General features: G+C 30.8%; 25 protein-coding genes. 21 read left to right on the top strand and 4 right to left on the bottom strand.

The window, feature by feature from the left end; all coding sequences use genetic code 11:
- Window positions 1-26: 26 nt before the first annotated feature.
- Window positions 27-1,352 carry an aspartyl protease family protein gene (locus Q0842_RS12630; protein ID WP_298498595.1) on the bottom strand — a complete coding sequence of 442 codons (1,326 nt, stop codon included), beginning with the start codon at window positions 1,350-1,352 and terminating at the stop codon, window positions 27-29.
- Between the two features lie 123 nt (window positions 1,353-1,475).
- Here Q0842_RS12630 and Q0842_RS12635 point away from each other — a divergent pair, with 123 nt between their 5' ends.
- The 4 genes from Q0842_RS12635 to Q0842_RS12650 all read left to right on the top strand — a co-directional run bounded on the left by Q0842_RS12635 (window position 1,476) and on the right by Q0842_RS12650 (window position 5,077).
- Window positions 1,476-2,666 carry a pyridoxal phosphate-dependent aminotransferase gene (locus tag Q0842_RS12635; RefSeq protein WP_298498599.1) on the top strand — a complete coding sequence of 397 codons (1,191 nt, stop codon included), beginning with the start codon at window positions 1,476-1,478 and terminating at the stop codon, window positions 2,664-2,666.
- Complete coding sequence (murB, locus tag Q0842_RS12640) at window positions 2,666-3,679, top strand: UDP-N-acetylmuramate dehydrogenase (protein WP_298498602.1); 1,014 nt, start codon at window positions 2,666-2,668, stop codon at window positions 3,677-3,679. Before Q0842_RS12635 ends, murB begins: the two co-directional genes overlap by 1 nt.
- Window positions 3,680-3,746: 67 nt before the next feature.
- On the top strand, window positions 3,747-4,280 hold the full coding sequence (locus Q0842_RS12645) for an RNA polymerase sigma factor (protein ID WP_298498604.1): 534 nt from the start codon (window positions 3,747-3,749) through the stop codon (window positions 4,278-4,280).
- Between the two features lie 8 nt (window positions 4,281-4,288).
- The gene (locus Q0842_RS12650; protein ID WP_298498606.1) at window positions 4,289-5,077 is read left to right on the top strand and encodes an anti-sigma factor; all 789 of its coding nucleotides are present in this window, start codon (window positions 4,289-4,291) and stop codon (window positions 5,075-5,077) included.
- 88 nt (window positions 5,078-5,165) lie between these two features.
- On the opposite strand, the gene aqpZ is transcribed toward Q0842_RS12650, so the two are convergent.
- A complete protein-coding gene (gene aqpZ / locus Q0842_RS12655; protein WP_298498608.1) occupies window positions 5,166-5,852 on the bottom strand; it encodes an aquaporin Z in 687 nt (228 codons plus the stop codon).
- 154 nt (window positions 5,853-6,006) lie between these two features.
- Between aqpZ and Q0842_RS12660 the strand changes: the two genes are divergently transcribed.
- The 6 genes from Q0842_RS12660 (at window position 6,007) to Q0842_RS12685 (ending at window position 12,280) form a co-directional block, all read left to right on the top strand.
- Complete coding sequence (locus Q0842_RS12660; protein ID WP_298498610.1) at window positions 6,007-6,210, top strand: membrane or secreted protein; 204 nt, start codon at window positions 6,007-6,009, stop codon at window positions 6,208-6,210.
- A gap of 6 nt (window positions 6,211-6,216) precedes the next feature.
- On the top strand, window positions 6,217-7,329 hold the full coding sequence (locus tag Q0842_RS12665) for a glycosyltransferase (RefSeq protein WP_298498612.1): 1,113 nt from the start codon (window positions 6,217-6,219) through the stop codon (window positions 7,327-7,329).
- Window positions 7,320-7,865 carry a sigma-70 family RNA polymerase sigma factor gene (locus tag Q0842_RS12670; protein ID WP_298498614.1) on the top strand — a complete coding sequence of 182 codons (546 nt, stop codon included), beginning with the start codon at window positions 7,320-7,322 and terminating at the stop codon, window positions 7,863-7,865. Before Q0842_RS12665 ends, Q0842_RS12670 begins: the two co-directional genes overlap by 10 nt.
- 247 nt (window positions 7,866-8,112) lie before the next feature.
- Window positions 8,113-8,991: a lipoyl synthase gene (lipA, locus tag Q0842_RS12675; RefSeq protein WP_298498616.1), complete on the top strand. Its 879-nt coding sequence runs from the start codon at window positions 8,113-8,115 to the stop codon at window positions 8,989-8,991.
- A 2-nt stretch (window positions 8,992-8,993) separates the two neighbouring features.
- Window positions 8,994-9,989 (top strand): type I glyceraldehyde-3-phosphate dehydrogenase, encoded by a 996-nt coding sequence (gap, locus tag Q0842_RS12680; RefSeq protein WP_298498803.1) that lies wholly within the window; start codon window positions 8,994-8,996, stop codon window positions 9,987-9,989.
- 50 nt (window positions 9,990-10,039) lie between these two features.
- Complete coding sequence (locus tag Q0842_RS12685) at window positions 10,040-12,280, top strand: ATP-binding protein (protein WP_298498619.1); 2,241 nt, start codon at window positions 10,040-10,042, stop codon at window positions 12,278-12,280.
- On the opposite strand, the gene lpxK is transcribed toward Q0842_RS12685, so the two are convergent.
- A complete protein-coding gene (lpxK, locus tag Q0842_RS12690; RefSeq protein WP_298498622.1) occupies window positions 12,270-13,268 on the bottom strand; it encodes a tetraacyldisaccharide 4'-kinase in 999 nt (332 codons plus the stop codon). The two genes, Q0842_RS12685 and lpxK, sit on opposite strands and share 11 nt — an antisense overlap.
- Window positions 13,269-13,315: 47 nt before the next feature.
- Here lpxK and Q0842_RS12695 point away from each other — a divergent pair, with 47 nt between their 5' ends.
- From Q0842_RS12695 to Q0842_RS12710, 4 genes are all read left to right on the top strand, one after another.
- Window positions 13,316-14,410, top strand: coding sequence for a Nif3-like dinuclear metal center hexameric protein (locus tag Q0842_RS12695; RefSeq protein ID WP_298498624.1), 1,095 nt, complete (start codon window positions 13,316-13,318; stop codon window positions 14,408-14,410).
- Between the two features lie 3 nt (window positions 14,411-14,413).
- A complete protein-coding gene (locus Q0842_RS12700; RefSeq protein WP_298498626.1) occupies window positions 14,414-15,193 on the top strand; it encodes a C4-type zinc ribbon domain-containing protein in 780 nt (259 codons plus the stop codon).
- A 213-nt stretch (window positions 15,194-15,406) separates the two neighbouring features.
- On the top strand, window positions 15,407-16,066 hold the full coding sequence (gene msrA / locus Q0842_RS12705; protein WP_298498628.1) for a peptide-methionine (S)-S-oxide reductase MsrA: 660 nt from the start codon (window positions 15,407-15,409) through the stop codon (window positions 16,064-16,066).
- Between the two features lie 172 nt (window positions 16,067-16,238).
- Entirely contained in the window at window positions 16,239-17,912 is a 1,674-nt protein-coding gene (locus Q0842_RS12710) for a hypothetical protein (RefSeq protein ID WP_298498630.1), read from the top strand.
- Between the two features lie 156 nt (window positions 17,913-18,068).
- Here Q0842_RS12710 and Q0842_RS12715 read toward each other — a convergent pair whose 3' ends face one another.
- Window positions 18,069-18,869 carry a class I SAM-dependent methyltransferase gene (locus tag Q0842_RS12715; RefSeq protein ID WP_298498636.1) on the bottom strand — a complete coding sequence of 267 codons (801 nt, stop codon included), beginning with the start codon at window positions 18,867-18,869 and terminating at the stop codon, window positions 18,069-18,071.
- 33 nt (window positions 18,870-18,902) lie between these two features.
- Here Q0842_RS12715 and Q0842_RS12720 point away from each other — a divergent pair, with 33 nt between their 5' ends.
- The 7 genes from Q0842_RS12720 (at window position 18,903) to Q0842_RS12750 (ending at window position 25,843) form a co-directional block, all read left to right on the top strand.
- Window positions 18,903-19,550 carry a hypothetical protein gene (locus tag Q0842_RS12720; protein ID WP_298498638.1) on the top strand — a complete coding sequence of 216 codons (648 nt, stop codon included), beginning with the start codon at window positions 18,903-18,905 and terminating at the stop codon, window positions 19,548-19,550.
- 215 nt (window positions 19,551-19,765) lie between these two features.
- Entirely contained in the window at window positions 19,766-21,037 is a 1,272-nt protein-coding gene (kynU, locus tag Q0842_RS12725; protein ID WP_298498641.1) for a kynureninase, read from the top strand.
- Window positions 21,030-22,427: an NAD(P)/FAD-dependent oxidoreductase gene (locus Q0842_RS12730; protein ID WP_298498643.1), complete on the top strand. Its 1,398-nt coding sequence runs from the start codon at window positions 21,030-21,032 to the stop codon at window positions 22,425-22,427. The genes kynU and Q0842_RS12730 overlap by 8 nt, the downstream gene beginning before the upstream one ends.
- A gap of 113 nt (window positions 22,428-22,540) precedes the next feature.
- Window positions 22,541-23,323 carry an SDR family oxidoreductase gene (locus Q0842_RS12735; protein WP_298498645.1) on the top strand — a complete coding sequence of 261 codons (783 nt, stop codon included), beginning with the start codon at window positions 22,541-22,543 and terminating at the stop codon, window positions 23,321-23,323.
- A 221-nt stretch (window positions 23,324-23,544) separates the two neighbouring features.
- Window positions 23,545-24,078, top strand: coding sequence for a 3-hydroxyanthranilate 3,4-dioxygenase (locus Q0842_RS12740; RefSeq protein ID WP_298498647.1), 534 nt, complete (start codon window positions 23,545-23,547; stop codon window positions 24,076-24,078).
- Window positions 24,079-24,116: 38 nt separating this feature from the next.
- Entirely contained in the window at window positions 24,117-25,199 is a 1,083-nt protein-coding gene (locus Q0842_RS12745) for an amidohydrolase family protein (RefSeq protein ID WP_298498649.1), read from the top strand.
- A complete protein-coding gene (locus Q0842_RS12750; RefSeq protein ID WP_298498651.1) occupies window positions 25,199-25,843 on the top strand; it encodes an O-methyltransferase in 645 nt (214 codons plus the stop codon). Before Q0842_RS12745 ends, Q0842_RS12750 begins: the two co-directional genes overlap by 1 nt.

A 25,843-nucleotide genomic window follows, 5' to 3' on the forward strand; every position in this document is an offset into this window, starting at 1 on the left:
TTGAACAATATGTTCAAGCTTTTTTTTTAAAACAACTTTTCTAGTTTAAAACTTATATTTAACACCTCTCCGTATCGCTCAACTTGTAATTTAATTTTTTTACCAGCATCATCATAAAACATTTCCATAATTTGATGAAGTGTAAATTCATGACTTTGTTTACCATTAATACTTAAAATCACATCTCTTATTTGTAAACCTGCCTTTTCAGCTGGCGACTCTTTCCTTAGTTCTACTATAATATAAGCTGGTTTTAAAGATATTTTATATTCATTTACATCTATCTTGTTATTGTTGCTATTCTCTGTAGTTGCATTTACTTTAAAAATGTTATTTTGTATTTCTTTTAAAACTCTAAATCCATCGTGTGCTAATTCAATCCCACTTTTGTTATAACTAAATTTATCTTTAAACTTATTATTCTTAGAGATAGTTAATAATGCTTTTTGATAATCGAAAATAAGATTAAACCGCTTTAAAATATTTCCGGAAATACTACCATTTCTATCTTTAATTTGTTTAGCATGAAATACATTTTCTGTGTTAGGATAAGAAACATTTGGTTTTTTAAGCACAAAACTCTTTAAAGTTAACTCTTCAACTTTTGATCGTTTTCCATAAACACTTCCATTAAGTCCATGACCAAGAAAATCGTTAAAAAATTTTTCACTACAGTTAATACCTAATGAATCGTCTTCAAATAGCCATAAAGCATCACTACCACCAGAATCTATTAATAATTTTACAGGTATTTCTTTTTCTTTAATTTTAACTTTAACATTTACATAAGGTTTTCCGTTATAAAATTCCAGATTTAATTTTTCACACTTTTTACAGTCTTTATATTTATATTTTTCTGGGGCTGTCATTTTAATAAAACCCTTTGAGTAATTGACTTCAACTATTAAATCCTTAAATACATCCAGCCCAATAATACCATGAACAGGAATACCTAATCTAGGAGCAAAATTTAATTTACTATTATAAATAGCATACAAGTCTTGATTTAACTTAACAGCTTCCCCTATTTTCAAAATATTATTTGATGATTTTAAAGCCTCCACAGACTCCCCTCCGCCTAAACCTCTTAAAACGATAGTCTCAGTATCTTTAATTTTTAGAGTATCAGAAACATTCAAAAAATTAAAAATTATTGGCTTACTTACACCAGTATCTAACAAAAAGGAAAGCGAAACTCCATTAATTTCTACAGGTATAACAATTAAATTATTAATTAATTTAAATCTTATTTTATCAGATTGTTTTTTATTTTGAATCATAAATTTCTCCTGTGAAAAGCTTACATAGCCTAAACACATAGAAATCAACATTAAAACAATTCGTTTTTTCATTTAACAAATACTAATTGAGAGTACTACCAATTTACAAATCTTATAAGTAGTAATATTATTTACTACCATTTTTTAAAAAAACTTTAAGATAAATTTCTCAACTTTGCAACTAAACACTAACAAATGCCAACAATATCTAAAAAAGGCCACGACATGCCTGCTTCACCTATTAGAAAACTTGTTCCTTATGCTGAACAGGCTATTAAAAATGGAAAAAGCATCTATCATTTAAATATTGGACAGCCTGATATAAAAACACCCGAAGTTGCATTAAATGCTGTTAAACAAAACGATGTTGAAATTTTATCTTATTCGAGGTCTGAGGGCTCTGATACTTACAGAAAAAAATTAGCCAAATATTACAACAGCCACAATATTAATGTTACCTATGAAGACATTATAGTTACAACAGGTGCAAGTGAAGCGCTACTTTTTTTATTTAGTAGTACAATGGACCCAGGAGATGAGGTTATTATTTCTGAACCTTTTTATGCCAATTACATTGCATTTTCTACAGCAACTGGCGTTAAAGTAGTTCCAGCTATTTGTGATATAGATGATAATTTTGCACTTCCATCCGTTAAAGCATTTGAAAAACTAATTACACCTAAAACAAAAGCAATATTAATTTGCAATCCAGGAAACCCAACAGGTTATCTGTATTCAAAAGAAGAAATAGAACAACTTGCGGCACTTGCTATTAAACATGATTTATTTTTAGTTGCAGATGAAGTTTATAGAGAGTTTGTTTATGATGGCCATAAACATCATTCTATCATGGAAGAAACTAATATCGATGAACATGCAGTAGTCATTGATTCTGTATCAAAACGTTATAGCATGTGTGGCGCACGTGTTGGCTGTTTAGTCACTAAAAACAAACTTGTTAGAGAAACGTTTCTCAAATTTGCACAAGCAAGATTAAGCCCTCCAACCTATGCACAAATAGCTAGTGAAGCTGCTTTAGATACACCACAGAGTTATTTTGATGATGTTATTAAAGAATATGTAGGTAGAAGAGATATACTAATTAGCGAACTAAATAAAATTGAGGGTATTAAAGTTGCCAAACCTAAAGGCGCTTTTTACTGTATTGTTGAGTTACCTGTAAAAAATTCTGATCATTTTGCAAAATGGTTATTAGAAGAATTCCACATAGATAATGAAACAATCATGGTAGCACCAGCTGATGGATTTTATTCTACACCAGGCATTGGGTTAAACCAAATTAGGATTGCTTACGTACTTAATAAGGAGAGCTTAATTAAAGCTGTTTATATTTTAAAAGAAGCTTTAAAAGTTTATAAAGACTAGTGCAAATACAAAATAACATATCATTAAAACCTTTTAATACCTTTGGTATTGATGCTAAAGCAAAACACTTTGTTTCGGTTAATAATTTAGATGATTTAAAACACATTCTATCTTTAGAAAACCAGCCTAACAAACTTATTTTAGGCGGAGGTAGCAACATGTTGTTAACCCAAGATTTTGATGGTCTTGTTATCCGTATAAATTTAAAAGGCATAAAAATTATTTCTGAAAATGAAGATACAGTAATTGTACAAGCCAATGCTGGTGAAAATTGGCATGAATTTGTACTTTGGTGTATTAATAATGATTTTGGAGGTATTGAAAATTTGTCTTTAATCCCTGGCAATGTAGGTACCGCGCCTATTCAAAATATTGGTGCTTATGGTGTAGAACTTAAAGATGTTTTTGAGTCTTGCGAAGCCATGGAACTTAGTACCAAAAACATTAAATCTTTTTCTAAAACAGATTGCAATTTTGGTTATAGAAATTCTGTTTTTAAACAAGAAGCAAGAGGCAAGTTTATCATTACAAGTGTTAATTTTAAACTATCAAAAAAACACCATAAACTTAATATTAATTATGGTGCTATTGCTTCTCAATTAAAAATTATGAATGTTAGCAACCCAACCATTCAAGATATTTCTAAAGCAATCATTAGCATTAGAGAAAGTAAATTACCAAATCCAAAAGAGATTGGTAATAGTGGAAGTTTTTTTAAAAACCCCGTTATTTCTAAAACTCACTTTAATTCGATTCTTTTAAATTTTAATGATGCACCTAGTTATCCAGTTTCAGAGAATGAGGTTAAAGTGCCAGCCGGTTGGCTTATAGAAAAAGCTGGTTTTAAAGGAAAAAGATTTGGTGATTATGGTATCCATAAAAACCAAGCTTTAGTTCTAGTTAATTATGGTAATGCTCAAGGAGCAGACATACTTAAACTTTCCAAATTAATACAAAAAACAATTAAGCGCATTTTTGGTATTTCCATTGAAGCTGAAGTAAATATCTTATAATACAAAAGAAATTTCTAACTTTGGTAAAACAATTACCAACAAAACAACTATATAAAACATACTTGATTTGATTTCACCGATAGAAAAGCAAATAATTTCATTATTACAAAATAGCGATAAAAAAGCTATTAGTTTATTGTATGAAAATTATGCTGATTCATTATTAGGTGTTATTAAAAAAGTAATTAGTGATGATGATACTGCACAAGATGTACTTCAAGAAACATTTGTGAAGATTTGGCGTTATGCGAAAAAATACGACTCAAGTAAAGCAAAATTATTTACTTGGCTATATCGAATTGCTTACAATACTGCGATAGACAAAATACGATCACAAAAAAATAAAATAAAGAATGAAGTCCAAATGGAAACTTCAACCGTATATAAAGTAACATCCAACGAACTAAATCAGGATGTTTTAGATATAAAAAAACATTTAAGCAGCTTAGATGAAAAATATCAAATAGTGATTAATGCACTCTTTTTTGAGGGCATGACGCAGCAAGAAGCAAGCGACGAATTAGATATTCCATTAGGAACAATAAAATCAAGATTGAAAATAGGATTACGTGAATTGAAAAAAATTTACAACCCTCAATAACCAAAGTCATGAATGAGAAAATAACTACTTTTTTAAATTCTGGCCTATTAGACAAATATCTTTTAGGTGAAACTTCTTCTGCAGAAGCAGAAAAGGTGGAATCTTTTATATTAAGATACCCAGAAATAGAGAACACTTACAACATGATGCAACACAACCTAGAAGTGGTTGCCAAAGCTAATGCTGTAGAAGCGCCAAAAAACATATTGAGCAATATTTTAGAAGAATTAGATGATGCTCCAGTTGTTAAATTACATAAAGTTAAAAAATATCAAAAATGGTATAAATTTAGTATTGCCGCTAGTATTGCTGCATTGATTTTTGCCGGTACTTCATATTTATTTTATAATCATAACCAGAAACTTTCAAATGAAAATCAGGTTGTAGTTGAAGAATTATTTGATTTACGAAGTGACATCGAGCAAAACAACAAAATGCTTGATAATGTTATGAGACAACTTTTAAAGCTTAATAATCCTGAAACTGAAAAGTATATTATTAAAGGAAATGAGCGAGCTAAAGACTTAAAAACGGTGGCATATATAAACCCGAAAGAAAAAACATCTATGATTGATGTGGTTTCTTTACCAGAATTACCAGAAGAACAATGTTACCAGATTTGGGCAGAGTTACAAGGTAAAATGGTTAATTTAGGTATTTTAGACAAAGCAGATAGAAAACTTAGAAGCATTCCATACATGGAAGATGCACTTGCATTAAGTATAACAATTGAGCCTAAAGGCGGAAATACAATAGCTTCTACTAAAAACTCTGTAGCACAAATTAGTTTACATTAAATTACAATTTACTGTGAATAATGAAGCCTCATTTTGCGATATAAAATGAGGTTTCTCTTTTTAAGAATAATTAATAATCTATTCTTAACTATGCTTTATCAAATAATGATTTGTGAATAAAACCAGCAACAATTGCTCCGGCTATTGGAGCTACCCAAAACAACCAAAGTTGTCCTGTAAATTCACCTCCAGCAAATAATGCTTGACTTGTAGATCTAGCAGGATTAACAGATGTGTTAGTTATAGGAATACTTATTAAATGTATTAAAGTTAATCCTAAACCTATAGCTATAGGAGCAAATCCTTTAGGTGCTCTATCATTTGTGCTTCCAAGTATAATTAACAAAAAAAACATGGTTAGTAAAAACTCTGCAATTAAAGCAGCTGTCATTGAATAGCCATCTGGAGATAAATCACCATACCCATTTGCAGCAAACCCTCCTATAGTAACAAAATCGGCTTTATTAGTTAGAATTAAATACAACGCTCCTGCTGCTGCAATTGCGCCTATTAATTGCGCAACAATGTAACCTACCAAATCTTTAGCTTCAAACTTGCCTCCTGCCCATAAGCCTAATGAAACTGCTGGATTAAAATGACCACCCGAAATATGACCAACAGCATAAGCCATGGTTAAAACAGTAAGACCAAAGGCTAATGATACACCTACAAAGCCAATTCCTAAATCTGGGTAACCTGCTGCAAAAACAGCACTACCACAACCTCCAAAAACAAGCCAAAAAGTTCCAAAAAACTCTGCAAATAATTTCTTCATGATTATATTTTTTTAAATTAGTTAATAATACAAAATGTATAAGCATTTAATATTGAGACACTAAAAGCTAAAATAGTCACCAAAGTTTACTTCTTGATTCTTTTAAAATTAACGAACTAAAATCTTATCTTTGCAGAAATAATTACAACTCTCAATGAAACTTCTTTTAATAACCATTGTACTTTTAGGATTAGGAATAGCTGGAATTGCCATTAAAATATGGGCAAAAAAAGACGGTAAATTTGCTGGAACTTGCGCCAGCCAAAACCCTATGCTAAATAAAGAAGGTGAGTCTTGCGGTTTTTGTGGAAAAACTCCAGATCAATTTAGTGATTGTAACGAAACTCAACATTCATAGTAATACATGGGGGTTCTTGATTTTGTTTTCTATAGTTTTATAGCTATAGTTATTATTCAAGCTTTAATTTATTTGTTTTTATTTGGAAGGTTTGCATTCTTAAAATCAAAAAAAGAAACTCAAAAAAACATAGCGCTTTCCGTTATAATATGTGCTAAAAACGAAGCCGAAAACTTAAAAGCCTTTTTACCTTCAATACTAGAACAAGATTATCCTGATTTTGAAGTTGTATTAATTAATGACTCATCAAGCGATAATACTTTAGAAGTTATCCAAGATTTTTCAAAACTATATAGTCATATAAAAGTAGTTGATGTTAAAAATATTGAAGCTTTTTGGGGTAACAAAAAATATGCCCTAACCCTCGGAATAAAAGCATCAAAAAACGACTATCTTTTATTTACTGATGCCGACTGTAAGCCTGTTTCAAAAGATTGGATAAAAAACATGAGTAGCTATTTTAGTAACGAAAAATCTATAGTTTTAGGTTATGGTGCCTACTCAAAAATAAAATCATCGTTCTTAAATAAATTAATACGTTTTGAAACGCTATTAACAGCAATAAATTATTTTTCCTTTGCCAAATTAGGCTTGCCTTATATGGGCGTTGGAAGAAATTTAGCATATACCAAAAAAGAGTTTTTTGATGCCAATGGCTTTATAAACCATATAAAAGTTAGGTCTGGAGATGATGATTTATTTATAAATCAAATAGCGACATCAAAAAACACAGCAATTTGCTTTACAAAAGATAGCTTTACAGAATCTGTACCTAAGACAACTTATAAAGATTGGTTTAAACAAAAGAGAAGGCATGTTTCAACAGCTAAACATTACAAAACAAAACATAAAATTATTCTAGGGCTTTTATATATCTCAAATTTTATGTTTTGGTTATTAGCTTTAATACTTTTTACAATATTATATAATTGGCATATTGTTTTAGGTATATTCTTATTTAGAATAATAATACAATATATCATAATTGGATTTTCCTCAAAAAAACTTGGCGAAACAGATTTATTAATTTTACTCCCTTTTCTAGAAATCTTTTTAATTATTACTCAATTAACTATCTTTATAAATAATCTTATCTCAAAACCCAACCATTGGAAATAGACGAAGCCATTTCTCGTGCTAAAAAGAACGACCAAAAAGCATTTAATTTTTTATTAGATACTTTTTGGGATAGTGTTTATGGTTTTCAATTAAAACGCACTCATAATGAAAATGATGCAGAAGACATAACCATTCAAACATTCTCAAAGGCATTTGATAAGATTAATTCTTTTGATGAAAAATATACTTTTAAAACTTGGTTAATAACAATATCAAAGAACATTCATATTGATTTATTGAGAAAAGAAAAAAACTCTATTGTTCAAGTAATTTCAAAAGATGATCGAGATTTTTTTCAAGTTTTAGATGAATCTCCTTCACCAGAAGATAAATTAATTACCGAACAGAATTTGGCAAAACTACTTCGTGATATTAAAAAACTAAAACCTCATTACCAGGAAGTTATTAATCTTAGGTATTTTCAAGAATTAAGTTATAAAGAAATTTCTAAAAAACTTAACGAGCCAATGAGTAATATAAAAGTAAAACTACTTAGAGCAAAAAAACTTTTGGCCGAAATTATTAGAGAAAAGTAAAAACTCTAAATCAAATATATAATTGCGTTAGGATTTGCAGTAAAAGCCATTAGCGAGTTCCAAATAATTATTGGTATAAGCTAGGATACAAAACATAAAGCACAACCCTTTTTGGTAACGCAAAAAATTAAAAAATGAATCTATATTTTTTTGTAGTTATTAAATCTCAATTTGCCTTTCTGATCAACTTAAATAGGTAACATTTTAAAAGAATACTTCGTATCTTTGTAAACTATATTTTAGAGACATGAACACCGAAAGTACATCGAATATATTACCAGAACGACAAGCAAAACCAAAATGGCTAAGGGTTAAACTTCCAACAGGAAAAAAATACACCGAACTAAGGGGTTTAGTTGATAAATACAAACTAAATACCATTTGTACCTCTGGTAGTTGTCCAAATATGGGTGAATGTTGGGGTGAAGGAACTGCAACTTTTATGATTCTTGGTAATGTTTGTACGCGCTCTTGCGGATTTTGTGGTGTTAAAACAGGACGCCCAGAAACAGTAGACTGGGATGAACCAGAAAAAGTAGCACGCTCTATAAAACTTATGCAAATTAAACATGCTGTTTTAACTAGTGTTGATAGAGATGATTTAAAAGATATGGGAAGCATTATGTGGGCAGAAACCGTTAAGGCAGTTAGAAGAATGAATCCTGAGACAACGCTAGAAACGCTTATTCCAGATTTTCAAGGCATTGAAAAACACATTGATAGAATTGTTGATGTGGCTCCAGAAGTGGTATCTCATAATATTGAAACAGTTCGCCGTTTAACACGTGAGGTTAGAATACAAGCTCAATACGACCGAAGTATGGGGGTTTTAAAATATTTAAAAAAACAAGGCCAACGACGAACAAAATCTGGTATTATGCTAGGTTTAGGTGAAACTAGAGAGGAAGTTATCGCTACGCTTCACGACCTAAAAGATAATGATGTGGATGTGGTTACTATTGGACAGTACCTGCAACCAAGTAAAAAACACTTACCTGTAAAACAATTTATAAATCCAGACCAGTTTAAAGAATACGAAAACATTGGATTGGAGTTAGGATTTAGACATGTTGAAAGTAGTGCCTTAGTAAGATCATCTTACAAAGCACAAAAACATATAAATTAATGATGATTAATGTAGCTATCAATGGTTTTGGTAGAATAGGTAGACGTGTTTTTAATTTACTTCAAAACTATAATAACATACAAGTTGTGGCCATAAATGATTTAGCAGATGCTAAAACTTTAAGTCATTTACTTAAGTATGATAGTGTACACGGTGTTTTTAATGGTAACATTTCACATAATGAAAACCATATTATTGTTAACAATAAAAGCATTTCTCTTTTAAACAAAAAACATCCAAAAGATATTAATTGGAAACCTTTTGGTGTTGATTTTGTAATAGAATCTACTGGGAAATTCAAAATAACATCAGAACTAATGCATCATGTAAAAAATGGAGCAAAACAAGTTATTTTAAGTGTTCCTCCTTTAGAAGATGATATAAAAACCATTGTTTTAGGAGTTAATGATAATAGTATTGATGGTTCTGAGACTATAATTTCTAACGCATCGTGCACAACTAATAATGCTGCACCAATGATTGATGTTATAAATAAGTTATGCGGTATTAATCAAGCCTATATTACTACGGTACACTCCTACACTACAGACCAAAGTTTACACGACCAACCACATAGAGATTTACGTCGCTCTAGAGCAGCCAGCCAATCTATTGTACCAACAACTACTGGAGCAGCTAAAGCACTTACTAAAATATTCCCAGAGCTTTCTGATGTTATAGGAGGTTGTGGTATTAGAGTACCTGTTATTAATGGATCTTTAACAGATATTACCTTTAATGTAAAAAAAACTGTTACTATTGAAGACATTAATAATGCATTTAAAATTGCCTCTAAAAATAATTATAAAGGTATCTTAGAATATACTGAAGATCCAATCGTTTCAATAGATATAGTAGGAAATCCTCATTCATGTATATTTGATTCACAAATGACATCGGTTATAGGAAAAATGGTAAAAATTATAGGATGGTATGATAATGAAACTGGTTATTCACAAAGAATAATTGACTTATTATGTAATTTATCGGCAAAATAATGTCTTTTATCGATAAAATAATTATATTTGTCCCGCAATATTTATTGAAAATGCCCCAAATAAAAAACTACATACTCATAATTTACATGCTTTTTAGCATCAATACTTTTGCACAAAAAGCTATTGCTGAAGACCCTGAATTATTACAAAATAACATTAACTACCGTATTGAACAGTCACAAACGGAGTTAGAGAATTACAATTATTTTAAAGCTAAAAAAAATCTTAATGAAGCTCTAAGCTTAGCTCAAAATGCTGGCAATAAAAAGAGTATAGGAGTTATTTACGCTATTAAAGGAAGATTAGAACTTATTCTTGAAGAAGAAGATAAAGCAATAAAATCTTTAAATAAAGCCATTGAAATTCAAAGAATAATTAATGATAATGTAAACTTAGGTAGCTCTTACAAATCTTTTGGCGATGTCTATTTGGCTAAAAAAGATTATTACTCTGCCTTAGATTCTTATACTGCAGCAAAATCTAAATTTCAAGAAGAAGATTTAAATGAGGAATTAGCAGAAACCTTATTACGAGAAGGTCAAACTTACATAGAATTAAAAAACTACAAAAAAGCTAGAGATATTATTGAGCAATCTTTAGCTATGGCTAAAAAATACGATTTTTATAAAATACAGAGTGAAGCATTAATTAATCACGCAAAAGTTTATAACAAGTTAAGAAACGACGAAAAAGCGTTAGAGGTTGCTTTAGAAGGAATTCAAATTGCAAGAAAAAATAAATTTACTAATATTTCCAACGAAGGATATTTAATTATAAGTGAGTTATATAAAAATTTAGAAAACCATAAATTATCTAGAGATTATTTAGAATCGCACCTTCAATTATCAGATTCTATAAGAAGTTTAACTAGAATTAATTCTAGTAGAAATGAAGAAACTCAATTTAGATTAAACGAAGAAATTGAAAAAAACAAAGAAGTTGTTCAAAAATTAGAAAAAGCAGAAGACGATAAAAATTTAGGAACATTAATTTCTATATTAAGTGTTGCTTTAATTACCATTTTATCGCTATTAACTTTATCTCTATATAAGAATAATAATATTAGGCTAAAAACCAATAATATGCTTCATAAAAAAAATGGAGAACTTATTATTGCTAAAGAAAAAGCCGAGTTAGCCTCAAAAACTAAAGCCAACTTCTTATCAACCGTAACACACGAACTAAGAACACCGCTTTATGCCGTTACTGGCTTAAGTAATATGCTTTTAGATGAAAACCCAAGACCAGAACAAGTACAACATTTAAAATCTCTTAAATTTTCTGGTGATTATCTTTTAACTTTCATTAATGATATACTCCAAATAAATAAAATTGAAGCCAACAAAGTAGATATTGAACCTGAATCTTTCAGTTTAAAAAAGAAAATAAACAACATTATCCTAGCGCTTAATAATTCAGCTATTGATAATAATATTAAAATTCACTTTGAATACGATAAAGATTTACCTGAAAACTTTATTGCAGATCAGTTAAAAATTTCTCAAATCCTTATTAACTTAATTGGTAACTCCATAAAATTTACCAAAGATGGAGATATTTGGATTCGTGTTTATAAAATTGAAGAACAAGGTAAAATATTTACATTACGTTTTGAGGTTGAAGATAATGGTATTGGTATTAGCCAAGAAAAGCAAGACCACATGTTTGAAAGCTTCTCACAAGGCTCTATTCAAATTAACCGAAAATATGGTGGTACAGGTTTAGGACTTTCAATTGTAAAAGGATTAATTGATATCTTAAAAGGAAAAATTTATGTAAAAAGTGAATTAGAAAAGGGAACCACTTTTTATTTTGAAATTCCTTTAGAACATACTAACATAAAAGAAGCTGAAGAAAATAAATCAAATTATTTTGATGGTAATAAGAGTGATTTAGATTTATCAAAAGTTAAAATACTAGTAGTTGAGGATAACAAGATTAACCAAATGATTACCAAAAAGATTTTAACTAAAATGGATCTTAAATGTGATATTGTTGATAATGGTGAAGATGCCGTTCAAAGAATAAAAGACAATGATTACAACATAATTTTAATGGATATTCACATGCCAGGTATTAGTGGTATGGAAGCCACAAAACGTGTAAGAGCATTTGATAAAGAGCTTACCATTTTTGCACTTACGGCTGTTACCATTGAAGATAAAATGCATGAATTTGAAGAAGCAGGGTTTACAGACATTATCCCTAAACCATTTAAACAAGAAGAGTTTGAGAAAAAACTTTACAATGCTTTAGCAAGTAAAAATAAAATTTCGAAAGCTAGTTCTTAATAAAACTTAAAACCCTGTTATTAAATTTTGATGCATCATTAATTTTGACAGTTATTGGTAAATAATAAAGTTTATCCTTTAATGATTCAAATTGTTTCAATCTCATAAAATCTTTTTCAGTTGTTACAATAATCTCTTTTTTTTCAAAAGCTATTAAATCTTCTTTAGTAAAATCATGATGATCTTTAAAATTTAAATGTTCAAATTTTAAATTTTTACTATCTAAAAAATCAATTAAAGGTTTAGCATTTGCTATTCCTGTTACTAAAGTAAACGGCTTTAAGTCATTAATAACCATAGTGTTTTTAGCCGAAATTAAAGTTTCAGAATACACAATAGAACTAAAAAATACATGTTGGTAAGCTTTAGGTTTAATACGTTTTAAAATAATATCTTTTTCGTTTTCGCTTAAATCTTCTGGGCATTTAGTAACTACAATAATATGGGCTCGCTTAGCACCAAAACCAGGTTCTCTTAAATTACCTGTTGGTAAAACAATATCTTTAAAATAAGGATTTGCGTAGGTAGTTAATAAAACATTAAGCCCAGCTTTAACTTTTCTATGCTGATAAGCATCATCTAAAAGAATAACATCTGGATGTGCTTCCTTTAATTTTTCAATACCATTTTGCCTATCAGAATCAACAGCAACAAATATGTCTTTTTTAAATTTAGAATAAAATTGAAAAGGCTCATCACCAATAGTTTCTGCGGTAGAGTTTGTATTGGCTAATTGAAAACCTTGTGTTTTTCTTTTGTAACCTCTACTTAAAGTAGCTACTTTATAGTCCGATTTTAAAAGATGAATTAAATTTTCTATCATGGGTGTTTTTCCTGTACCACCAACACTTAAGTTGCCAACACAAATCACAGGAAAATCATAAGAAACAGATTTTTTTATACCTAAATCATATAATGTATTTCTTAACCATGTTACCAAATAATATATTGGAACAATAGGAAATAATATGTAACGCAAAAATTTCATTACAACGAAAGTAATTATTTTATCTTTGAATTTAAATACAAATGAATATGATTGTACAAGATGTTATAAATCATTTAGAAGCATTAGCCCCTATGGCCTATGCCGAAGATTTTGATAATGTTGGTTTATTAGTAGGTAATAAAACCCAAAAAGTAACAGGTATTTTAGTGACTTTAGATACGCTTGAAGCTGTTGTTGACGAGGCTATTGAAGCTAACTGTAACCTTATTGTAAGTTTCCACCCTATTATATTTAAAGGTTTAAAAAAACTAATAGGCAAAAATTATGTAGAGCGCGTGGTTATAAAAGCCATAAAACATGACATTGCTATTTTCTCTATACACACAGCACTCGATAATGCATTGCTAGGTGTAAACGATATGATTTGCAATCAATTGGAATTAATAAATAAGCAAATTTTAATCCCACAAAGCGAAACCATAAAGAAACTAACCACATATGTTCCAAAAAATGAAGCTGAAGAGTTACGAGCTGCATTATTTAATATAGGGGCAGGCAATATAGGCAACTATTCAAATTGTAGTTTTAATGTAGATGGTTTAGGGACCTATAAAGGCAATGAAGCATCAAACCCTACAAAAGGGCAAAAAGGAGAAACACACACCGAAGCAGAAACTAAAATTACAATTACTTACGCAAAACACATAGAAAATCAAGTTCTCGAAACGCTTTTTAAAACACATAGTTATGAAGAAGTGGCATACGAGATAACAACTATTGAAAACAAAAACCAAAATATTGGTATGGGCATGATAGGTGAATTTGATAAACCAATGGATGAGTTTAGTTTTTTAAAGCACTTAAAATCTAAAATGAATACAGAATGCATTAGGCATTCGTCATTATTAAATAAAAAAATAAAAAAAGTCGCTGTATTAGGAGGTTCGGGTAGTTTTGCAATACAAGCTGCTAAAGCCAATGGTGCCGATGCTTTTGTAACCGCCGATTTAAAATACCACGACTTTTTTACTGCCGAAAACAGCATACTTTTAGCAGATATTGGCCATTATGAAAGCGAGCAGTACACAAAAAATCTTTTAGTTGCATATCTTACAAAAAAAATTACTAATTTTGCAATCATTTTATCACAGACAAATACCAATCCTGTTAAGTATTTATAAAGTATGGCTAAAAAGAAAGAATTAACTGTTGAAGAGCGCTTAAGAGCTTTATACGATTTACAACTCATCGATTCTCGTATTGATGAAATTAGAAATGTACGTGGAGAACTTCCATTAGAAGTTCGTGATTTAGAAGATGAAGTTGCTGGATTAAACATTAGATTAGAAAAACTTGTTTCAAATTTAGAAGTTATCGATAACGATATTACTAGCAAGAAAAATTCAATTGAAGAATCTAAGGCTTTAATTAAAAAATATAGCGAACAACAAAAAAACGTTCGTAATAATAGAGAATTCAATTCTTTAACAAAAGAAGTTGAGTTTCAAGAACTTGAAATTGAATTGGCTGAAAAGCACATAAAAGAATTTAAAGTTCAAATAGAGCAAAAGAAAGAAGTGATTTCTGAAACGAAAGATCGTTTAAAAGAACGTGAAAATCACCTAAAGCACAAAAAAGGCGAACTTGATGCTATTTTATCTGAAACTGAAAAAGAAGAGCAAGCATTAATAAGCAAATCTGAAGATTACAAAAAGCAAATCGAAGAACGTTTGGTTTCTGCATATACCAGAATTAGAACAAATGTTAAAAATGGTTTAGCAGTTGTACCAATTGAAAGAGGAGCTGCTGGCGGATCTTTTTTCACTATACCACCACAAGTACAAGTTGAAATTGCATCTCGTAAAAAAGTAATTACCGATGAGCATAGTGGGCGTATTTTAGTTGATGCAGCACTAGCTGAAGAACAAAAAGCAAAAATGGAAAAAATGTTTTCTAAACTATAATCCATTCATTACATAAAAAAAAAGCCTTCAATATTTTGAAGGCTTTTTTTTGCTTAATAATTTGGGCGTAAACCACAAGGGTGGGCTTTACACATCAATACCTAACTTAATTAACTGGAAACAATTAGCCAGCGTTACTGTCTAGAAATTAGTTAAAAAAATCATTTAAGGTTTTGTAACTTTATACGTCTAAGAAAAAGAAAAATTAAAGTTATGAAACGTATACTATCAGTATTGGTAATCACTCTATTTTTTAGTTGCCAAAACTCTGCACAAACAAAAAAACAAAAAGAAGCGGTAATAAACGCCAACCCAATTGAAGTCCCCATTAAAAAAGGAAAAGCAAGAGCGTACTTTGCAAGTGGTTGTTTTTGGTGTGTAGAAGCCATTTACGAGAGCGTAAAAGGTGTTGAGGAGTCAATTTCAGGCTATTCTGGTGGGCATACAAAAAACCCAACATACGCATCTAGCAACACAGGCAAAACGGGACACGCCGAAGCTGTAGAAATTATTTACAACCCAAACATAGTAAGTTTTGAAACATTGGTTGATGTTTATTTCGCATCGCAAAACGTAACCCAAGTAAACGGGCAAGGAAATGATAAAGGCTCTCAATACCGTTCCATTATATTTTACCAAAACGACGCTCAAAAACAAATCATTTTAAAAAAGAAACAAGCACTAGCAAAAAAAATAAATGCTAAAATTGCAGCAGAAGTGTATCCGTTTCAAAAATTTTGGGTAGCCGAAGACTATCATCAAGATTACGAAAAATTGCACCCAAACCATCCGTATATCCAAAATGTTTCAATCCCTAGATTAAATAGATTTAAGGCAAATTTTCCCGCAGAATTATTAAAAGAAAGCCACTAAAAACCGCTAAAATTAATGTTTTTAAATGTATGGTATCTTTTAAGCTAATAGTCTTATTTAAGAACTTGATTTTGTGAGAAAAATTAGCTAACTTCGTTTAACAATCGATAAAGTTCATTGAAACGGAACTTTATCTTTGAATTACCTGCAAGCTAAAAAAACCCAAGTACATATGCCAATTTATTTTACGCCAGATGGAAAACTTATTGCTTGGTATGGAAATAAACCCATAAAAAAATATCGCCCAATAATTTCAAAATTATTGATTGAAAAATTTTCCAAAGGTCCATTTTCTGAAACCCAAATAACTGAAATTTTATTTTTTACATTAAAATGGTATCAAGATGAATTTCTAAAAATACTACAAAAGGAAAATGAATTAACATTTTATCAAGGTCTCTTCCTATTACACGAATTTTCTTGTGTCTTCCACCAAGAAAGACCGAATACATCACCTGTTAAAGAACTAAACGCTCAAGAATTTGCTGTATATAGAAGAATTTTAAAACTTTGTTTGGAACAAGCCTGTGATTTAAAACTTATTTCAAAAGAAGTAGCATCAGCAGAATATTTAAAATCAAAAGAGAATATTATTGACAACTTACTTTATCTCGGTGATTTTATTTTTGCTTGCTCAAACTTATTAGCTGAACAACAATTAGTAGAAGACTGTGTTGACTTAAAATTTACAGATAAAAATCAATACTATTTTGACAGAAAACATCATTATGGATTTCTGATTGAAGAGTTAATGAAATCTTACAAAGGTCATATTGACAGAGCAGTAACTGGACAAGATGATTTTAATCATTTCATAAAAGCATCGAAAGATTGTCTAGGTGTTGAATATGGGCAAGCTTTAGGCACAATACAAGCTATTCATAATCACTTTGAAGCTGGAAAATTTGCTTTAGATGAATGGTTTATCTATCCTAAAAATTTAGAAAACCTTTACGGAGTACCATATGAAAAGGCTGAAGTTTTTTTTAAAGGCTTGACTTTATCAAGAGACAACAAAATGTCTTTACAAGATGCAGTTTACAAACCTCATAATATTAATAAATATCTATACAGACCTTTTCTAGTTTGGAATGTAGATGGAAAGGATTTAACATTTGTTGGAGACCGTTCATTTATCGAAAGTATAATGTCTCTTTGCACAAATGCTTTTGGTTGGAATAAATACCCAATTGAATGGAACAATAAATGCTTTAAAGAATTTATTAAGCAAAAAGTAATGCTTAATGATAAAATATTAGAAGATGAAGCTGAAGATATTTTCAAAAATAATTCAATAATTTATGATAGAAATTTAACCCATTTAAAAAAATGGAATGGACAACATTCAGACATTGAAAATGAAGAATGTGGTGAAATTGATTTTCTATTTCTTCATAATAATAAAATTTATATTGCCGATAGTAAGCATCAACTTGCAAGATATGATATGAATAATTTCAGAAATGATTATTCTTATTTTGATTTAAAAAATAAATCATACAACAAAGCCATTGAGCGTAAACTTAATTTTCTAACAACAAAAATTAATGAAGTTGAAGAACACTTTCAAGTAATTCTAAACGACAAAACTTTGGAAATCCAATCTTATCCATTAGAAGCAATATTCATTATTAATACACCTACATTCATAATGCACAATAATCAATTTAGATTGCACACTTTGAAATCATTAGAAGAAATTATTCAAAATAAATTTATTGACCAAAGCTATAACTTATTTATAGATGAAGAAGAACATCAGAAATTTTTGAGTGTCTCATATCCATATTTCAAAAAACCAACCTACAAAATGATTGATTTTGATATGTTTGATAATGAAGAGTAAAAGCCAGCAGGTAACACCGTGTATAATTAATTGCTGGTTTTAGCCAATTTACGAAAGTCCTCGCGGACTTTCTATCTGTGATTTATTTGCTAACTTTAGTGCTTAAAACACGCAACTAATCATACACAAACACGTTAAACGAACCTCTAAAAAATTCTAAATTTTAGTAGCCTTCAAAGTAAAAATTAAAGGGTACAACTTATCTTTTGTAACAAACATACCTGAGTCTGTTTTAACCAAATTAGGCAAAACGTTATAGGGGCTTTCATCATGTTCTTTTAAATATTCAATATGTAAACCAGCTTCGGTTAAAGCATTAATAACTTCACTCAATCCGTGGTTCCAGCCATACTCTTTACTTACTATTTTCGAGTCTTGGTTAGCGTACGTACCTTCATATTCTTCATAAATAACCTCATCTTGCATGTAACCATATTTCATAACGGGTTTTCCATCTAAATAATCAAACATCCATACAATTGGATGAAATTCAGCTATAAAAAATGTGCCGCCTTTTTTTAAACGTTCAGCAATCATTTTTCCCCAAGGTTTTAAATCTGGCAACCAACCAATAACGCCATAACTAGCAAAAACAATATCAAAAGTATCTTTTACAAATTCCGATGTATCTAAAACATTACAACATACAAATTCAGCATCAAGTTTTAATTCATCATTTAAATGCTTAGCTAGTTTTATGCCTTCATCACTCAAATCAATACCAGTACACTTGGCTCCCATCCTACTCCAACTTAAAGTATCTTGCCCAAAATGACATTGCAAATGCAATAAAGATTTCCCAGACACATCTCCCAAAGCAGCTAACTCGTAAGGCATTAAAGATGATTTTCCTTTTTTAAAGGCTTCTAAATTATACATATTACTTTTGGCATGTACTTTTACCTTGTTGTTCCAAGTAGCTTTATTGGTATCAAAAAATTTATTATATCTAGTCATCTTCAAGTGATATCTTTGTAAAAAATCTAAATTATGAAAAATTTACTATTAGTTATTGGCTTTCTTAGTATTTGCTATTCGTGCAAGCAAAAAGAAGAAAAACCACTAAGTAAAACCGAAATAAATATTACAGAAAAAATAGCTAATGCTCATGGTTTTCAAAATTGGAAACATGTTACAGAAATTCAATTTACATTTTTTAATAAAAGAAGTTGGATCTGGAAACCCAAAACACACGATGTTACGCTTATTACCGAAAAAGACACCATTAATTATAATAGAACATCTATTGATAGTGTATCCATAAAAGCCGATAAAGCATTTATTAACGATAAGTTTTGGTTGCTAATACCATTTCAATTGGTTTGGGATAAGGGAACCACTATTTCTACACCAGCAAAAGAAACTGCTCCAATAAGTAAAAAGCAACTCAATAAAATTACTATTACATACGCTAACGAAGGTGGTTACACACCTGGCGATGCTTATGATATTTATTTTGACGACCATTATTTAATTAAAGAATGGGCTTTTAGAAAAGGTAATAGCCCTAAAGCAGGACTAATAAATACTTTTGAAAACTATCAAGATTATAATGGTATAAAAATAGCTTTAGACCATAAAAAAGGCGATGACGACTGGAATTTGAATTTTTCAAACATAAAAATTAATTATAATTAAAAAAAAACAAGCATTAGTGTAATTAAAACCTATAAACTCCGACTAATAGAATATATAAATTATAAAAAGTTATTTTTCCGCTTAATGCGCCTATATATATTAAAGCGCTTCAATCAATGGTTGAAGCGCTTTTTCTTTTTAAGCCTTATTAATCTTGCTATTCATTTCTAAGTTTATAATTCTTATTTTTGTTAGAAACCGAAAAATAAAACACTTTGTCTGACTATAAATTAGGTCTTGAATACGCTTTACAACAAGACCAAAATGATGAATTAAAAACCTATCGAGATCAGTTTCACATTCCTAAAAACAAGGAAGGAAACCCGTGGATTTACATGACTGGAAATTCTCTTGGCTTACAACCTAAGCAAACAAAATCTTATGTAAACCAAGAACTTGAAGATTGGGCAAATTTGGGTGTTGAAGGACATTTTGAAGCAAAAAATCCTTGGCTAGCTTATCATGAGTTTTTAACCAAAAGCATGGCAAAAGTAGTAGGTGCAAAACCTATTGAAGTGATTGTTATGAATACGCTAACAGCCAATTTGCATTTTATGATGGTATCGTTTTACAAACCTACCAAAACACGCTATAAAATACTTATTGAGAGTGATGCTTTTCCTTCTGATAAATATGCTGTAGAATCGCAATTACGCCATCATGGGTACGATGATAAAGCAGGATTAATACTCTGGAAACCCAGAAAAGGAGAAGAACTATTAAACTATAATGATTTAGAAAACATTCTTAAAAAGCATGGCCATGAAATTGCATTAATCATGATTGGTGGAGTTAATTATTACACAGGACAATATTTTGATTTAAAACGCATTGCTACATTAGGACATAAATACGGTTGCAATGTTGGTTTTGATTGTGCACATGGTGCAGGAAATGTAAATTTAAACCTGCATGAATCTGGAGCAGATTTTGCTGTTTGGTGTACCTATAAATATTTAAATTCTGGACCCGGAAGTTTAGCGGGTTGTTTTGTACATGAACGCCATGCACATAAAAAAGATTTAAACCGTTTTACAGGTTGGTGGAGCCACAACAAACAAACCCGTTTTAATATGCGCGATGAGTTTGACCAATTGCCAGGCGCCGAAGGTTGGCAATTAAGCAACCCGCCTATTTTATCTATGGCAGCCATAAAAGCTTCTTTAGATATGTTTCATGAAGTTGGCATGGAGAAACTAACTAATAAGTCTAAAAAACTAACTGGCTATTTCGAGTATTTATTAAAACAACTAGGTGAAGATGTTATTAAAATTATAACACCAAGCAATCCAGAAGAACGTGGATGCCAGCTCTCTATACAAGTTAAAAATGCAGATAAAACATTACACAATAAATTAACTAAAGCAGGAATAATTAGCGATTGGCGTGAACCTGATGTAATTAGATGTGCACCAGTACCGCTTTATAATTCGTTTGAGGATGTGTATAGATTAGTTAAGAAATTGAAAAGTATTTTGAATGAATAAAAAACAAAACATATTAATAATTGGTGCAGGTTTATGCGGTTCGCTTTTAGCTTTACGTTTAGGACAAAGAGGTTATAATGTATCTGTTTACGAAATGCGTCCAGATTTACGAAAAGTAGATATTAGTGCAGGCCGTTCAATAAATTTAGCGTTTTCAGACCGTGGCAATAAAGCCATGAAATTAGTGGGTTTAGAAGACCAAGTAAAAGCTCTATGCATCCCAATGAACGGACGCATGATTCATGATAAACACGGAAACACTTTTCAATCAAATTACAGCGGCCGAGAGCATGAATATATAAATTCCATATCTCGTGGCGATTTAAACGCTTTACTACTAAATGAAGCTGAAAAACACGAAAATGTTAATATACACTTTAATAAAAAATGTAAATCGGTAGATTTTGAAAAAACAACTGCACTTTTTAAAGATTACCATACAAAAGATGAGTTTATTGAAGATGCAGATATCATTATTGCTACAGATGGTGCAGGCTCTGCCATGCGCAAAAGCTACTATTTAAGTAAGAAGTTTTTATTTAGTTTTTCACAAGCGTACCTAACACATGGCTATAAGGAATTAAGCATTTTACCTAAACCTAATGGCGATTATAAAACGCACAAAAATGCACTTCATATATGGCCAAGAGGAAGCTTTATGCTTATAGCTTTACCTAATTTAGATGGTAGTTTTACCGTTACATTATTTTTGAGTTATGATGAAGGTAAATACCATTTTAATAACTTAATTAACGAAGATATTGTTCTTGAGTTTTTTAAAGAAGAGTTTCCTGATGCCTTAGCGTTAATGCCAAATTTAGTTGATGATTTTTTTAAAAACCCTACTGCACCTTTAGGCACCATAAAATGCTCGCCTTGGCATTATAAAGGCAACACACTTTTAATGGGAGATGCAGCTCATGCTATTGTGCCGTTTTATGGTCAAGGAATGAATGCATCATTTGAAGATGTTGTAGAATTTGACAAAGTACTAGAACAAAATTTAAACAACTGGGAAACTACTTTTAAAGCTTACGAAAATTCAAGAAAAAAAGATACTGATGCCATAGCAGATTTAGCCATTGATAACTTTCATGAAATGAAAGGGCATGTTAATAAAACTGTTTTTCAAGATAAGCGTAAATTAGAAATGGCTTTAGAAAAAGCGTTTCCAAATGACTATTCATCAAAATATTCGTTAGTAACTTTTAATGAAAACATTGGTTACAGAGAAGCCATGTTAAGAGGTCGTGCACAAGACAAAGCCATACTAAATATGCTTACCGATGGTATTATTAATGCAAATGGAGAATTAAAAGATATATTAGAAAAAGTAAAACAAGAAACCGAAGCTATTCTTGAAGATGATAGGATTGCTGGGTTAATGTAGGAAGCCTTTTCTAACCTCTTCTAAAAAAGGGACATCGTAAAGGTGATAAATTAATATGAACTCAAATTCCCGTTTTGAGTTCCCCTAACAAATGGGGTTTAAAGGGACTTATTATGAATCTTAACTTAAACAATAAAAACGCACTTGTTTGTGGTAGCACTCAAGGTATTGGCAAAGCCACAGCTTTGGCATTAGCTGCCGAGGGTGTTAACGTAACTCTTGTTGCTAGAAATAGAGAAAAACTAAAAAAAGTGTTGGCAGAATTACCACAACATAGAAACCATAATTATATAGTTGCAGATTTCTCAAACCCTAGAGAATTGCAAGAACAGGTTATTAAATTTATAGAAAAAGAGCATGGTTTTCATATTGTTATAAATAATACAGGCGGACCAAGAAGTGGTAGTTTATTATCGGCAAGTTTAGAGGCTTTTGACAATGCCTTTACCATGCACCTTAAATGCAACCATTTATTAGCCCAAGCTACAATACCATTTATGAAAGCGGAAGGTTTTGGACGGATAATTAATATTATTTCTACCTCTGTAAAAGAACCAATTCCTGGACTTGGCGTAAGCAACACCATAAGAGGTGCTATTGGAAATTGGAGTAAAACACTATCGACTGAAGTTGCTGAATTTGGAATTACAGTAAATAACGTACTTCCTGGTTTTACTGATACCGAACGTTTAACCGAAATTATTAAAATTAAGGCCAATATTGAAGGATGTTCTATTGAAGACATGACCGAAATAATGAAAAACTACGCCCCTGCTAAACGCTTTGCAAAACCCGAAGAAACTGCAAATACTGTTACGTTTTTAGCAAGTGAAGCGGCTAGTTATATAACGGGAATTAACGTGCCGGTTGATGGCGGAAGAACAAAGTCTTTATAATTATTTAACGAAACTAAAACACTATTAAATTTTTGGTATTTGTATCTTTATAACGAATTTGCGTTAAGGATAGAAGCGGCATCCTTTTTTATTATCTGTAAAGTCTTTAATTAACATAGGTTAAGTATAATTAGCGTATTTGATAATAGACTAAAAAGTTAAACATAAAAAAGATAAAGCGTATAGCCTGACCCTTGTGGTAACGCACTAATTATTAAATTATGAGCAACTTAACATCTCCTATAAATTTTAAAGCTTGGATTGAAGAAAACAGACATCTTTTAAAACCACCTGTTGGAAATAAAGTGGTTTGGAAGGATGCCGATTTTATTGTTATGGTTGTTGGTGGCCCTAACAATAGAAAAGATTACCATTACAACGAAACACCAGAGTTTTTCTACCAAGTTGAAGGTGATATTGTTTTAAAAATTATTGATAAAGGCACGCCAAAAGATGTGCATATTAAAGAAGGTGATATTTACTTATTGCCTCCAAAAGTGCCTCACTCACCTCAGCGCGATGCAAATACAGTAGGCTTGGTTATAGAATACAAACGCCCAGAAGGTACGCGAGATGCTTTGCTATGGTTTTGTGAAAATTGTGTAACTAAACTCTATGAAGAAGATTTTACTCTAGAGAATATTGAAACAGATATGCCAAAAATATTTGATAAATATTACAGCGATAAAGACAAACGAAGCTGCCCAAATTGTGGAGAAGTTATGCAACCACCAAAAAAAGTACAAATAGATTAAATCTAATTTAAAGATTCCTGACCTCTCAGGATTTTAACATGAAACGTAAACTTAGAATTAACGGTCATTCTCATTTACTACCTTACCCGGAGCAAATCCCTGAATTTATGCGTGAAAAGGGCATTTTTTGGGTGGATAAGGACCGAAAATTTATGCTTCAAAAAGATTGGAAGCGCCCTGTTACAGATTCTAGTTTTTTCTTAGATGAAAAATTAGAATGGATGGAGCGAAACAAACTAGACCATGCTGTGGTTTTAAATTTATCGCAACTTTATGGTAATGGTTTACGTGTTGAAGAAATGAAAAAAGCCTTGCGTTTTCAAAACGATTTTAATGCTAAAGTACAAAACGACAATCCTAGTAAATTTACTTGTGGTTTTGTAGTACACCCTGCTTTTATTAGAAGTGCGTGTTGGGAAATTGAGCGTTGTGTTGAAAACCATGGCATGCAATTATTATGTTTACCAACGCATTACATGGATACTATTGGCACATGGCGATGTATTTTTGACGAGGAAAACGAACCAATTTTCGAGCTAGCAGACAAGTATAATTTAGCTGTAGAAATTCACCCTTATGATGGTGAAAAGTTTATAAAATTAGAAAATACTTCGTGGCGATTTCATTTAATTTGGATGTTAGCACAATGTGGTGATGCCTATCATTTTTTAACATTAAATGGTTACCAAGACAAATTCCCGAATATGCGAACGTGTTTTGCACACGGCGGACAATTAGCACAAATTAACTTAGGAAGACGTATACAAGGGTTTGATGGCAGACCCGATTTGTTTGAAGGCAAACACCACCCAAGAAAAGCCGTAGGGCATAAAAACATTTTCTTTGACACCTTAGTTCATGATACCGGCGGACTTGAATTATTAATAAGAAACCATGGCTCTAAACAGGTTATAATGGGACTAGACGACCCTTATCCGTTAGGCGAAATGGAAAGCGATAAACAATCGTCTTACCCTGGGAAAATTTTAGATTTAGCAGTAGAGAGAGACATTATTACCAAAGATGAATATGATGATATTTGGGAACATAATGTAATACAATGGCTTTGTGGCGATGATGAGGCAGCAAAACAAAAGTTAATAAAACGAATTTTAAGTTAATGCATTTTATACCAGAAGAACTAGATGATTATGTGGTTGCACATTCTGAAAATGAGCCAGAATTGTTACAACAACTTACAAGAGAAACCTACCAGAAAATTTTACAACCTAGAATGTTAAGTGGGCATTATCAAGGTAGGCTTTTAAGTATTATCTCTAAATTAGTAAACCCTAAAAATATTTTAGAAATAGGCACTTATACGGGATATTCTGCGCTATGTTTAGTAGAAGGCATGCAAGCTGATGGCGAATTACACACTATTGATATAAATGAAGAATTGGTTGACTTCCAGCGCAAGTATTTTGATAAATCTGGTTTTGGAAAACGCATACATCAGCATTTAGGTAATGCCTTAGAGATTATACCCAAACTTGATGTTACTTTTGATTTGGTTTTTATTGATGCAGACAAAGACAACTACTCCAACTATTTTGAAGTTATTATTAATAAGTTAAACCCTGGTGGTATTATTTTATCTGATAACGTTTTATGGAGTGGTAAAATTCTAGTTAATACATTTAAAAAAGATGATACCTCTACCCCTGCTTTAATTGCTTACAACAAACTTTTAAAAAACGACCCACGTGTTGAGACTGTTTTATTACCAATTAGAGATGGCTTAACAATTAGCAGAAAACTCTAA

This window comes from uncultured Algibacter sp., from assembly GCF_947495675.1.
Classification (GTDB): domain Bacteria; phylum Bacteroidota; class Bacteroidia; order Flavobacteriales; family Flavobacteriaceae; genus Algibacter_B.